Below are 12,730 nucleotides of genomic sequence, written 5' to 3'. Positions count from 1 at the left end.
AGGGGATCAGGCGAAGAGGGGACGCGGACGGTGGGGGCCCGGGGCGGGAAGGGGGCAACGGGTCCGGGCAAGGGCCGAAAACCGGCTCAAACGGTGTCGCAGGCCGATCCTGCCCCTTGCGGCCGTACGGCGAACGGCAGAAGCGCCACTGTTACGTTGTCGTGGCCCCCGCCGTCGAGCGCGTGTCCGACGAGCACCTGGGCCCCGCGCAGCGGGTGCCGGTGGGCGTCGGCCGGGACGGCGGCGGCCATCTCCTCGGCGGACTCCGCGTAGTTCCACAGGCCGTCCGTGCACACGACCACCAGGCCCGGCCGGTCCGGCTTGAACGCGGCGGTGTGCGGCTCCAGTTCGTACGCGTCGGCGCCGAGCCAGCCCGTGATGGCGTGGGCGCGCTCGTCCGCGTACGCCTCCGCCTCGTTCATCAGGCCGGCCGCCACCATCTGCGCGGCCCAGGAGTCGTCCTCGGTGAGCCGGGCGGTCGGCTGGGTCCGGTCCTCCGGCACCCAGTAGACGCGGCTGTCGCCGACCCAGCCGACGATCAGCAGCTCGCCCGCCATGATCGCGCCGACCAGGGTGCAGGCCGGGGCGTTCTGGTGGCGGTGCGCGTCGTGCTCCATCGCCCCGGCCGGTTCCTGCGCCAGGGCGTTGACCGCTTCGGACGCGGCGACGATCGCCTCGTGCATCGCCTGCTGCGGATGCGTACCGCGCGGCAGGGACTCCAGCAGGGCCTCGTTGGCGGCGCTCGCGGCGGCCGTCGACGCCTCGTCGGGCCGGCTCGCCGAGGAGACGCCGTCGCAGACGATCGCGACGACGGCGGGCGAGCCGTCCGGCAGGGCGGTCGAGGACACCGCGAAGGAGTCCTCGTTGCGGTGGTGGCGCAGGCCCCGGTCGCTCACCGCGGCCACCGCGTCCAGCTCCTGCTCCATGTGGTCGCGCTCACGGGGCTGGGCGTGCCCGCAGTTCTCGCAGTAGCCGTCGGGGTCCACCCGGCCGGAGCGGCAGGCCACACAGACCTTCGCCCCGGCGGCGGGCGCGGCGGGGGTCGCGGCGGCGTGTTCCGCCGTACGGGGGTCGGGCGCGGCCAGCGCGAAGTCACCGGAGTGCTCCGCGCTGTCCGGGGCCGCCCGGTCGTCGTGGCGCACCGGAACGGCCGAGGACTCAGGCCCGACGAACGGTCCCGGCCCCGGCTCGGGCCCGGCTGCCACGCCCTGCCCGGACGCCACGCCTTGCCCGGACGCCACGCCCTGCCCGGACGCCACGCCCTGCGCCGGCACCGGCTCCCGGCCGTGTTCCGGCTCCGTCAGCGGCCTGCCGCCCGAGTCCGTCCCCGGCAGGTCCGCCGGACGGTGCACGGGCGCGGGCACGTCCGAGCTGTCGGTCTCCGCGGCGGCGGGCCACTGCACGGCCTCGGAGGCCGGCGCGGCCGACGCCGCCGGGCCGGCCGCGGGCACGGTGATGGCCATCGTGGGCCGGTCACCGGGGCGCGCCGGAACGGCCGAGAGGTCGTAGCCGCACGCCCCGCAGAACAGGTCGCCCGCGTCCAGCGGTTCCTCGCAGCCGGGGCACTTCGACAGGGCGGGCTGCTGGTGGCTCTGTGACATCTTCACACCCACGTCCGGGGGCGGAAACGGTTGGCCCGCTCCACCAGTTCGATCCTCTCGTCGCCCCGCTGCGCGAGCCGGGCGAGCATCCGGTACGAGCGCTCCAGCCCGAACCGCAGTCCCCGCTCGTTCAGTTCGGCGCCGAGCAGCTTCCGTGCATCCGGCGGCCCGGCAGCCGGGCCACCCGGCCCCGGGACACCGGGACTACCGGAGAGTACCCAGTCCAGCGCCTTGCCCAGTACCTCCGTCGACAACTGCTCGTGCCGCACCGGGTCCAGACCGAAGGCTCCCAGCGCCGCCACCTGGATCCCGGCGGCCGTCAGATCGGCCAGCAGCGGCTCCCGGTGCGAGCGCTCGCGCAGCCGCGCCCGGACGGTGGCGACCCGCGCCGCCGTGTAGTGGATCGAGGCCTCCGGCACCGACTCCAGGGTGCTCACCGCCTCACCCCGCTCCCCGGCGGCGATCTGCACCCGGGCCAGGCCGAACGCTGCGCTGACGAATCCCGGATCGGTCGCCCACACCAGGCGGTAGTACTCGGCGGCGTTGTCCAACTGGCCCAGCACCTCCGCGCAGATCCCGAGCGCCAGCTTGGGCGCCATCTCCCCGGGAAAGGCGTCGTAGACCGCGTCGAAGGAGAGCGCCGCCGTCTCGTGGTCGCCGGTCACCAGCGAGGTGACTCCCCGATACCAGACGACCCGCCAGTCGTCCGCGTGTTCACCCTCCAGGGTGGTCAGCGCACGGGCGGCCGAATCCAGCTCCCGCATCTCCAGCCGGGCCCGCAGCTCCCGCAGCCGGGTCTCCAGCGAGGGGGCCGGGACCGCGTGCACGGCGGTGATCAGCTCCGCCGGGGCGGAGGCCATCAGACCGGCGAGGAAACCGGCGTTCGGGTCCGTCGCGTCGACCCGGGGGACCGGCAGCGCCAACGAGGTGGCCCGGGTGTCGAACAGGGCGAGCCGGACACCCCCCGCAGTCGTTCCGAAGGGGCCGTACGGTCCGGTCGGGACCTGCGATCCGGCCGTGGCGACCGGGTCCCGCTCGGCCGACCGGGGCGCCGGAACAGGGGCGTGCGCCGGGGGAGCGTACGGGTGCGGAGCCCCGCCGCCCGGCACGGAGCCCCGGACATGGGTCGGCGGCGCCGCCAACGGAGCGGCCCCCGCCGGACCCGCCGCGCGAGCCCCCGCGGGACTCGGCTCGCGAGCACCCGCCGGGCCGGGCGGCTGCGCGCCCACCGGCAGCGCCCCGGCCACCGCGGACGTCACGGCCCCCGGCGCGACCGGAGCCGTACCGCCGTGGGCCCGCCATGTGCCGCCCTGCGCCGGAATGCCGGACTGCCCGCCGCCGCGGCCCTTGCGGCGGCCCAGCAGCCCGCCCCGCGCGGCGCCGGTGTCCCGGCCGCCCAGCTGCGAGACGTCGTCCGTCTGCGGAGCGAACAACTCCGTGTCGACCAGGCGGAGTTCCGCGCCGAACAGCGTCGACAGGGCCGGGCGCGGCCGACCGGTCTGCAGCGCCACGACCTCCCGCAGCACCCCCGTCAGCTGCTCGGCCATCTCCGCCGCCGAGGCGAAGCGGCGCGCCGGGTCCGGGTCGGTGGCCCGCACCAGCAGCCGGTAGAACGACTCGTAGGTGCGGAACACCGCGATGCTGTCCGGATCCGGCAGCGAGTCCACGAAGACGTTCGTGTACCCCTGGAAGTCGAAGGTGAGGACCGCCAGCGTCCGGGCCACCGTGTACAGGTCGGAGGCGACCGACGGGCCCACCTCCGCGACCTCGGGGGCCTGGTAGCCGACCGTGCCGTAGATCGCGGACTCCTCGTCGTCCATCCGCCGCACCGCGCCCATGTCGATCAGCTTGAGCTGGTCCTCGGTCTGGATCGCGTTGTCGACCTTGAAGTCGCAGTAGAGCAGATTGCGGCTGTGCAGATGGCCGAGCGCCTCCAGCGCCTCGATCCCGTACGCGCAGGCCTGCTCCACCGGCAGCGGGTCGCGCTTGCCGGCCGGGGTGCGGCGCTCGTTGGCGATCTCCTTGAGCGCCTTGCCGCCGACGTACTCCATGACGATGTAGCCGTCGAGCGAGCCGGTCCGCTGGTCCAGGTGCTCGACGAAGTTGTAGATCCGCACGATGTTGGAGTGCTCGATCTCGGCGAGGAAGCGGCGCTCGGAGATCGCGGCGGCCATCGCGTCCTGGTCGCCGGTGTCCAGCAGACCCTTGAGGACCACCCAGCGGTCGGAGACGGCCCGGTCCACCGCGAGGTACACCCAGCCGAGCCCGCCGTGCGCCAGACAGCCCACGACCTCGTACTGGCCGTGCACGATGTCGCCGCCGGTCAGCTTCGGCACGAAGGAGTACGGGTGGCCGCACTTGGTGCAGAACCCCTCCGTGCGGCCCGGCCGCTCGCCACGCGAACGGCCCACCGGGGCCCCGCAGTCCGAACGGGAGCAGAACCGCTTGCGCTCGGGCACCTCCGCCCGCTCCATCACCGCCGTACGCGGGTCGGGCCGGGGGACGTCCGGGACCTCCACCAGACCCACGCCGAGGCGCCCCCGGGCCGAGGCCGCCGACGTCGAGCCGGAGGAGCGCACCGAGACCGAACGGGAGGTGGACGCCCCGGACAGCGAGCGCGACAGCCGGCCGGAGACCGAACGGCGCGAGGTCGACGAGCGGGACGAGGACCGTGCGGAGGCGCGGGAGCCGGAGCCCTGCGAGGAACTGCCCCGGCTGCTCGCCCGGCCGCCCCCGGCGATCCCGGTCGGCGGCGAGGAGACCATGCCCGTCGGCGAGACGACCGGAGCCAGACCGCAGGTGTCGCAGTACAGCTCACCGCCGCCCATGTCCTCGTAGTTGCCCTCGCACGCGGGGCGCTGGCACTGCGTACTCATCGTGTCTCCCCCTGTTCGCCCGCACCCCGACGCGGCGGCAGCACTTCCGCGACCGCGTGCTGGTAGCGCAGCACGGCCTGCTCGGCGACCCGCAGATCGCACGGCGCACTCCACAGCATGCGGCGCGCCGCGTCGTACCGCTCGATCAGCAGCGGATCCTCCGCCAGACCGTGCCGGGCCACCTTCGCCTTGTACGCGTCGAGCCGGCCGCGCAGCTCGGCGCGGACCGCCAGCGGGGCGGTCACCGAGGTCAACGACTCACGGGCGCGCAGCAGTTCGTCCTCGGCCTCCTGCTCCAGGGACTCCAGCAGCGGCGAGAGCCGGTGCCACTGGGCGTGCCTGCGGTGGTCCGACGCGGCCGCCAGGCGCTCCTGGAGGGCGGTCGGCGGACCGCTGACGGCGGGCACCTCGGAGGCGGCGATCTTCGCCAGCACCTCGCCGCGCGCCGCCCGCGCCTCCGTCAGGGTGCGGTCGGCCCGCGAGAGCACGTCCCGCAACCGCACCAGACGCGCCTCGGCGTCCTGCCGGACCGCGAGCACCGCCTCGATCTCCCGCCGCACGTCCTCCAGGGCGCGGGCCGCCCGGTCGTAGCGCGAGGTGTCGGGGCGGCCGCCGCCGGGCGCGGCGCTGCCGGGACCCGGCAGCCAGAACGCCAGCGGATCCGAGATCACCTGCACCCGCAGGGTGGTCAGCTCCTCGGTGATCTCCGCCAGGTCGTCCCCGGCCGGATGCTCACCGGGCCGCACCCCCACCGAATGCGCCAGCGAACGCGTGCGGTGCAGCTCGGCGGCGAGCAGGTCGATCCGGGCGGGCAGCGCCGACCAGACGGAGTCGGAGGCGACGACCATGTCCAGGGACCTGGCGTACAGCTCGTTCATCCGGGCGACCAGCTCCTGGAGCGAGAACCGCTCGGAGAGCCGGGCCGGACCCGCGAGGGAAGGCGGCGGCACCGCCCCCGGGTTGGCGACGGTGACCGCCTCGCCGCGCAGCAGGTCGGTCAGCGCCGTGAGGTCCTCCCGGTTCGGGTGGCGGCGGCGCGCACGGATCTCCCGTGCCTGGGTCAGAGCGCCCGCGTACGCGTCGAAGTACCCCCACAGCAGGGTGATCGACCGCTCGGTCGTGTCCCAGCGCTCCCGGGTGACGCCGGTCAGCTCGGCGCCCTCCAGGAGCCGGCGGCCGGCATGGTCCTGGAGCGCGAGGAGCGAGGTCTCGATGGCCTCGTGCTCCGCCCCGAGCCGGGCCAGCGCACGGTCAGCCTCCTCCCGGTCCATGACCGGGCCGGGGGGCCTCCCCGCGAAGCCGGGGAAGGATCCCGCGACGCCCATCGATCACCTCTCCGCTCTCCCCGCCGGGCCGGTGGCCCGACGGGATCGGTCTGCTTCGGTCTGCTCGTTCCGGTCCGTACGTCGCTGTGGTGCACGGTGCCGCGGCGCAGATGCCGCGGTGCCAGGGTCAGTCGGTGCGGTACTTGGGCTCGGGCGGTGCGGTGATGCCGGGCAGGCCGGTCGCCAGCCACTTGCCGTAGGACCGCATCCAGGCGCTGCCCTCGCCCCCCGCCCGGTAGTCGACGAGGACCTTGTTGACCCGGGCCACCAGATCGTCGGCGCCCTTCTTCGTGGCGACGCCGTAGTACTCGGTGGTGAACGGCTTCTTCCCCTTGAGCTCCACCGCCGGGTCCTGGGCGGCCTGGCCGGCCGCCAGGGCGTTGTCCGTGACGACCGCGTCGACCTCGCCGAGCTGGAGCCGCACCAGGCAGTCCAGCTGGTTGGGCACGGTCAGCAGGTCCGGGTCGCGCCCTGTGCCGTCGAAGTCGTCCTTGTAGAGCGCCCCGAAGGAATTCTTCTCCAGCGCCTCGTACGCCGTGGAACCCTCGGCCGAGCAGACCCGCTTGCCCTTCAGCGAGGCGTCGTAGCCGGTGATCGTCGACTCCTTCGGAGCGAGCACCTGCTGTCCGACCTCGAAGTACGCGGTGGAGAAGGAGACCTGCTCCAGCCGCTTGCAGTTGATCGTCATCGTCCGCACGACGACGTCGACCCGGTCGTTCTCCAGTGCGGCGATGCGCTGGTTGGTGGGGATCGCCCGGAAGATCACCGCGTCCGGGTCGCCCAGGAGATCCGCGGCGACGGCCCGCACCAGATCGATGTCGAACCCTTCCAGGTCTCCGCTCTCCGGATTGCGGTAGCCCCAGCGGAAGCTGTTCTGGTCGACGCCCGCTATCAGCTTGCCGCGCTCCTTGATCTTGTCGATGTTCGGCCCGTCGTCACCCGACGCGGGCAGGCTCGCCTCCGGCTCGGTGCACGCCTCGGCCCTCGTCCGGTCGGCCGTCACCACCCCGCCGCCCGGAGCGTCCGCCCCGGCCGCCCCGCCGCTGTGACGGGCCAGCGGCAGCAGGGTGACCGCGGCGGTGACCGCGCACGCCACCGCCATCCCCGTCACGCCGCCCCAGCCGCGCAGGCCGCCGCGCCCGGGCCGGTCCTTCGGCCTGCTCATCGCTGCCCCTCTCACCGGTACTCCGAGAGCCTGCGGTTGACCCCGACGATCACGGCGATCGCCCCCAGCACCGCCAGAGCCGCGGCTCCGGTCGGCAGGCCCCCCAGGGCCCCGCGCCCGTCCTGCGCCGCCGAGGTGAACTCGCCCTGCTCATGGGCGAGCGCCTTCTCCAGCGCGGCGTCCACCTGCTGGAAGGACTGCCCGGTGGACTTCTTCGTCCCGATGATCTGGTCCAGCGCACCGTCGTAGTCGCCGCGGTCGTCCGTGGCCCGTGCCTCGCGGTGCCGGACCTGCCACTGGGTCACGCCGTCCGCCGCCCTGGCCACCGGCGCGCTCCCGCTGTCGTCGTCCGCGAGCCGCTCGGCCTTCGTCAACTGCGCCTTGAGGGACGCCATCCCCGTGCTGTAATCCGCCTCGTACTGGTCGGCGGAGCCGTCGGGGGTCAGCACCGCGCCCCGCGCCACCAGCGTGAGGTTCTCGTTGGCGCGCGCCTTCAGGGAGCTGATCCGCGCGTCGTTGAGCACATCCAGCGACGCCTGGCCGTGCACCATCGCCGAGCGCAGCTCCGTACGGGCCACCGCGTGCCCCACGGCCAGCCAGAGCACCACCACCGAGGCGGCGGCCGTCGCCGCCAGCAGCCCGTGGTTCAGCACCCGGTTCGTCCGGCGGTAGGTACGTCGCTGCATCCACACCAGCGCGCCCAGCACCACGACCCCCGCGCCGACCGACAGCAGCGGCCACTGCCGGGCGTCGGCGGAGTCGCTCGCCAGCCGGCCCGTCTCCGCCGCGTACAGCCGCTCGGCGGCCGGCAGCATCTCGCCGGTCATCTTCTGGTTCGCGTACCGGAGATAGGCGCCGCCCAGCGGCAGGCCCTGGCGGTTGTTGGCACGGGCGCGCTCGACCAGGCCCGTGTAGACCGGGAGCAGCTTGTTGAGGGTGGCTATCTCACGGCTGGACGCGCTGTCGGAGTCGGTGCTCCCCGACGCCTTCACCAGCAGCCGGGCCGCCTCCTCGATGTCCTTCCGATACTGCTCCTGCACGTCCTCGGGCTCCTGCGCACCCGCGAGGAACCCGCTCGCCGCCGTCGTGTCGGCGTCCGCCAGGAAGCGGTAGATGTCCGCGGCGTCGGCGCTGAGCGGCTGGCTGCGGCTGACGACGTCGTCGGCCGAGGAGGCCCGCTGCGAGATCTCCAGCGTGGTCACCGCGCCGAACGCGACGACCAGCAGGGCCAGGACGGCCCCGATGATCTGGAGCCGGCCGGGCTCGGTCGTCGCCACGGCACGCAGGCGCCCCGCCTGCGCGGCCCACGTGGTGTGGCGCTGCGCGGGAACGCCGGCGTGCGCGGCCACCGGGTCCGGCGTGCGCAGCGTGTCTGAGCCGCCGCTCGGCGGGTGTGTCACTCGACCTCCCCCTCGGTCACTGACAGTGGGTCCCCGTCCCCGTTCCCGTCATCAGTCCCCGCATTCGATCAGGGCGGACGCGGCCGATCAAGGCAAGCAGCACAACGTGCCCGGATACATCCCCATAAGCGAACGGACTTCCCATCAGGTACACGTTCCAGAGGCCCGATCGGTTCCCTCGCGCCCCTCGTACGCCAGGCGTTCACCCGTACGGGGAACGAACGGGAGCGTCCCCCCACGCCTGTCGCGTGGGGGGACGCCCCGCCGGGTTCCGACCGGTCCGGGCCCTCAGGCGTACTGCCCGCGCAGCCTCCGGCGGACCTCCGGCGCCGCGCCCGTGCGGTCCAGGCCCAGCAGGGCCGCGCCCAGCACCGGCGGCTCGGTCACGACGCGCACCTCGGCCTTCGGGGCGCGTACCGCGAGGAGTTCGGCGATCCGGTCGTTCAGCCGCGGATGACGCGCGGCCAGCACACTGCCGCCGAGCAGCACCGGAACCTCCTCCTCCAGCAGACCGAGCCGGTTCAGCGCGACCGAGGCCATCGCCACCACCTCCTCGGCCAGCCGCTCCACCAGCGCGGCCGCCACCCGGTCCCCGCCGGCGGCCGTGGCGAACAGCACCGGCGTCAGCTCGTGCCGCCGCTCAGGCGGGATCGCGCCCCGGTGCAGCGCCTCGATCAGCCCGTACATCGAGTCGAGCCCGAAGTGGCCCGGCAGCGCACGGGCCAGCTCCGACGGCTCGCCCCGCCCGTCCTCGGCGCGCGCGGCGAACCACAGCGCTTCCTCCGCGAGCCCCGAACCGCCGCCCCAGTCACCGGATATCCGCCCGATCGCGGGGAAGCGGGCGGTCCGCCCGTCCGGGGTCATGCCCGCGCAGTTGATCCCGGCCCCGCACACCACCGCGACGCCCCGGGGCTCGTCCACCCCGGCACGCAGGATCGCGAAGGTGTCGTTGCGCACCTCCACCGAGGAGCCCCACCCACGGGTCTCCAGGGCTGCGGCCAACTCGGCCTCCTCGACCGGCAGATCGGCGTTGGCCAGACACGCCGAGACATGGCCGGAGAGGGCGAGCGGAGCCGGCAGCTCCGCGATCGCCCGCTCCAGCGCGGCGGCGAGCACGTCGATCGCCGGCTCCACGCCGACGACCGGCGGCTGGAATCCGCCGCCGCGCGCGGTGGACAGCACCGTGCCGTCCTCGCCGATCAGTGCCACGTCGGTCTTGCTGTTGCCCGCGTCGATGGCGACGACCGACACGTTCACGCCCACGCCAGGTGCTCCCGGTTGTGCGCGATCAGCCGGTCGGTGAGGCCCTCGGCGTACGCGTACTGGCCGATCAGCGGGTGGGACAGCAGCGCCTTGAAGACCCGGTCCCGGCCACCGCGCAGCGCGGCTTCCAGGGCCAGGTCCTCGTACGCCGTGACGTTGGCGATGAGACCGGCGTACAGCGGGTCCAGCGCCGGGACGGCCAGGGGCGTCGCGCCGTCGCGCCCGACCCGGGCCTGCACCTCGATCACCGCGTCGTCCGGGAGGAACGGCAGCGTCCCGTTGTTGTACGTGTTGACCACCTGGACCGGGGAACCGCCGTCGCCCAGCAGGGACGCGGCCAGGTCCACGGCCGCCTCGGAGTAGAACGCGCCGCCCCGCTTGGCGAGCAGCTCGGGCTTCTCGTCCAGGGCCGGGTCGCCGTACATCGCGAGCAGTTCCTTCTCCATCGCCGCGACCTCGGCGGCCCGGGACGGCTTGGTGCCGAGCTCCTTCACCACCTCGTCGTGGGAGTAGAAGTAGCGCAGGTAGTAGGAGGGGACGACCCCGAGCCGGTCGATGACCTGCCGGTCCATCCGCAGGTCGTCGGCGATCGTGTCGCCGTGCTGGGCGAGCAGCTGGGGGAGGACGTTCTCGCCGTCCGGTCCGCCGAGGCGCACCCCCAGCTCCCAGCTCAGGTGGTTGAGCCCGACGTGGTCGAGGTGCACCTGGCCCGGCTCCACCTCCAGCAGCCGGGCGAACTTCCGCTGGAAGCCGATCGCCACGTTGCACAGGCCGACGGCCTTGTGTCCGGCCTGGAGCAGGGCGCGGGTGACGATGCCGACGGGGTTGGTGAAGTCGATGATCCAGGCGTCCGGGTTGGCGCGGCGGACCCGCTCGGCGATGTCCAGGACGACCGGGACGGTGCGCAGTGCCTTGGCGAGGCCGCCGGCGCCGGTGGTCTCCTGGCCGACGCAGCCGCACTCCAGCGGCCAGGTCTCGTCCTGGTTGCGCGCGGCCTGTCCGCCGACGCGCAGTTGGAGCAGGACCGCGTCGGCGTCGGCGACGCCCGCGTCGATGTCGGTGGTCGTCGTGATCTTCCCGGCGTGGTCCTGCTTGGCGAAGATCCGCCGGGCAAGGCCTCCGACCAGCTCCAGGCGGTCGGCCGCCGGATCGACGAGCACCAGCTCCTCGATCGGCAGCGTGTCCCGCAGCCGGGCGAATCCGTCGATCAGTTCAGGGGTGTAGGTGGACCCGCCACCCACTACTGCGAGCTTCATGTCAGCCCTTTACTCCGGTCAGTGTGACGCCCTCGACGAATGCCTTCTGGGCGAAGAAGAAGACGGCGATCACGGGGGCCATGACCAGAACGGTCGCGGCCATGGTCAGGTTCCAGTCGGTGTGGTGTGCGCCCTTGAAGGATTCCAGGCCGTAACTGAGCGTCCAGGCGGCCGGGTTCTCGGAGGCGTAGATCTGTGGTCCGAAGTAGTCGTTCCAGGCGGCGAAGAACTGGAAGAGGGCGATGGCCGCGATCCCGGGCTTCGCCATCGGCAGGACGACCTTCATCAGCGTGCGGAACTCGCCGCAGCCGTCGACCTTCGCGGCGTCCAGGTACTCGTTCGGGATGGTCAGCAGGAACTGCCGCAGCAGGAAGATGGAGAACGCGTCGCCGAAGGCCATCGGGATGATCAGCGGCCACAGGGTGCCGGACAGGTCCATCTGCTTGGCCCAGAACAGGTACATCGGGATGATGACGACCTGCGGCGGCAGCATCATCATCGAGATGACGAGCATCAGCGACAGCTTGCGGCCCCGGAAGCGGAACTTCGCCAGCGCGTACGCCACCGGGATCGACGAGACGACCGTGAGGACGGTGCCGACGCCCGCGTAGAGCAGGGTGTTGCGCCACCAGGTCAGAAAGCCGGGGGTGGTGAAGACCCGCTCGTAGTTGCCCCACTCCCAGGTGTCGGGGGTCAGGTCGCGGGTCAGCGCCTGCTGGTCGCTCATCAGCGAGGTCAGCACCACGAAGACGAACGGCAGCACGAAGAAGAGCGCGGCCGCGATCCCGAGCGCGTGCACGGCGATCCAGTGCAGCAGCGCCTTGCGGCGGGCGGTGCGTGCGGCGGGGGTCGGCACCGGGGCGGCCGGGGCGGCGGTCTTTTCGAGGAGGTGGGTCATGGCTCAGTCACCCGCCGAGATCAGGTTGTTGCGGCCCCGCATCAGCAGCGCCGTGAACGCCATGGCGAGGGCGAACAGGACGAGGGCGACGACACAGGCGGCGCCGTAGTCGAAGCGCTGGAAGCCCAGGTTGTAGACGAGCTGCGGGAGCGTCAGTGTCGACTTGTCGGGATAGCCGGGTTCGAAGGACTGACCGGAGCCGCCGATGACTCCGGAGGCGACTTTTCCGGCGACGAGTGGCTGCGTGTAGTACTGCATCGCCTGGATGACGCCCGTCACCACCGCGAACAGCACGATGGGCGAGATGTTCGGCAGGGTCACGAAGCGGAACTTCTGCCAGGCGGACGCGCCGTCCAGCTCGGCCGCCTCGTACTGCTCGGTCGGCACGTCCAGCAGCGAGGCCATGAAGATGACCATCAGGTCCCCGATGCCCCAGACCGCGAGCATCGTGAGCGCCGGCTTGGACCAGGAGGCGTCGTTGAACCAGCCGGGCGTCGGCAGCCCCAGGTCCCCGAGGATCGCGTTGACGGGCCCGGTGCCGGGGTTGAGCAGGAAGACGAAGGCGAGCGTGGCGGCGACCGGCGGGGCCAGGTAGGGCAGGTAGAACAGCGTCCGGAAGACCCCGGTCCCCGTCTTGATCCTGGTGATCAGCAGTCCGATGCCGAGGCCGAAGACGACCCGGCAGGTGACCATGACGAGCACCAGCCACAGGGTGTTGCGCAGCGACGGCCAGAACATCGGGTAGTCGCTGAAGACGTACGTCCAGTTGGTCAGCCCGTTGAAGACCGGCGCCCCGAAGCCGTCGTACTGCGTGAAGGAGAAGTAGACGGTCGAGACCATCGGGTAGGCGAAGAAGACCGAGAACCCGATCAGCCACGGCGACATGAAGGCCGCCGTCCGCAGCGCCGACCTGCGGCGCTTCGAGCGGAGCATGTGCGTCGTCATC

General features: G+C 72.9%; 9 protein-coding genes. All 9 read right to left on the bottom strand.

Annotated elements, in window-relative coordinates:
- Positions 1-86: 86 nt before the first annotated feature.
- The gene (locus ACFWRV_RS17770) at positions 87-1,601 is read right to left on the bottom strand and encodes a protein phosphatase 2C domain-containing protein (protein WP_384335278.1); all 1,515 of its coding nucleotides are present in this window, start codon (positions 1,599-1,601) and stop codon (positions 87-89) included.
- 2 nt (positions 1,602-1,603) lie between these two features.
- Positions 1,604-4,477 (bottom strand): tetratricopeptide repeat protein, encoded by a 2,874-nt coding sequence (locus tag ACFWRV_RS17765; RefSeq protein WP_384335275.1) that lies wholly within the window; start codon positions 4,475-4,477, stop codon positions 1,604-1,606.
- Positions 4,474-5,802 (bottom strand): hypothetical protein, encoded by a 1,329-nt coding sequence (locus tag ACFWRV_RS17760; protein WP_384335272.1) that lies wholly within the window; start codon positions 5,800-5,802, stop codon positions 4,474-4,476. The genes ACFWRV_RS17765 and ACFWRV_RS17760 overlap by 4 nt, the downstream gene beginning before the upstream one ends.
- A gap of 127 nt (positions 5,803-5,929) precedes the next feature.
- Entirely contained in the window at positions 5,930-6,967 is a 1,038-nt protein-coding gene (locus ACFWRV_RS17755; protein ID WP_384335269.1) for a glutamate ABC transporter substrate-binding protein, read from the bottom strand.
- Between the two features lie 11 nt (positions 6,968-6,978).
- A complete protein-coding gene (locus ACFWRV_RS17750; protein WP_384335267.1) occupies positions 6,979-8,367 on the bottom strand; it encodes a hypothetical protein in 1,389 nt (462 codons plus the stop codon).
- Between the two features lie 288 nt (positions 8,368-8,655).
- Entirely contained in the window at positions 8,656-9,630 is a 975-nt protein-coding gene (locus tag ACFWRV_RS17745; RefSeq protein ID WP_384335264.1) for an N-acetylglucosamine kinase, read from the bottom strand.
- Entirely contained in the window at positions 9,621-10,886 is a 1,266-nt protein-coding gene (locus ACFWRV_RS17740; RefSeq protein WP_384335261.1) for a 6-phospho-beta-glucosidase, read from the bottom strand. The genes ACFWRV_RS17745 and ACFWRV_RS17740 overlap by 10 nt, the downstream gene beginning before the upstream one ends.
- Position 10,887: 1 nt before the next feature.
- Positions 10,888-11,784, bottom strand: coding sequence for a carbohydrate ABC transporter permease (locus ACFWRV_RS17735; protein ID WP_384335258.1), 897 nt, complete (start codon positions 11,782-11,784; stop codon positions 10,888-10,890).
- A gap of 3 nt (positions 11,785-11,787) precedes the next feature.
- Positions 11,788-12,729: a carbohydrate ABC transporter permease gene (locus ACFWRV_RS17730; RefSeq protein WP_384335255.1), complete on the bottom strand. Its 942-nt coding sequence runs from the start codon at positions 12,727-12,729 to the stop codon at positions 11,788-11,790.
- Position 12,730: the final 1 nt, after the last annotated feature.

This window comes from Streptomyces sp. NPDC058576 (assembly GCF_042718715.1).
GTDB lineage: Bacteria > Actinomycetota > Actinomycetes > Streptomycetales > Streptomycetaceae > Streptomyces.
The sequence above is the reverse complement of the archived record's forward strand: the minus strand, read 5'-3'. Positions and strand labels throughout refer to the sequence as shown.

Bases quoted from the DNA above. Each gene is read 5' to 3' on its own strand.
- ACFWRV_RS17735 (WP_384335258.1), bottom strand. From the start codon at position 11,784: ATGACCCACCTCCTCGAAAAGACCGCCGCCCCGGCCGCCCCGGTGCCG.
- ACFWRV_RS17730 (WP_384335255.1), bottom strand. From the start codon at position 12,729: ATGACGACGCACATGCTCCGCTCGAAGCGCCGCAGGTCGGCGCTGCGG.
- ACFWRV_RS17740 (WP_384335261.1), bottom strand. From the start codon at position 10,886: ATGAAGCTCGCAGTAGTGGGTGGCGGGTCCACCTACACCCCTGAACTG.
- ACFWRV_RS17755 (WP_384335269.1), bottom strand. From the start codon at position 6,967: ATGAGCAGGCCGAAGGACCGGCCCGGGCGCGGCGGCCTGCGCGGCTGG.
- ACFWRV_RS17770 (WP_384335278.1), bottom strand. From the start codon at position 1,601: ATGTCACAGAGCCACCAGCAGCCCGCCCTGTCGAAGTGCCCCGGCTGC.
- ACFWRV_RS17765 (WP_384335275.1), bottom strand. From the start codon at position 4,477: ATGAGTACGCAGTGCCAGCGCCCCGCGTGCGAGGGCAACTACGAGGAC.
- ACFWRV_RS17760 (WP_384335272.1), bottom strand. From the start codon at position 5,802: ATGGGCGTCGCGGGATCCTTCCCCGGCTTCGCGGGGAGGCCCCCCGGC.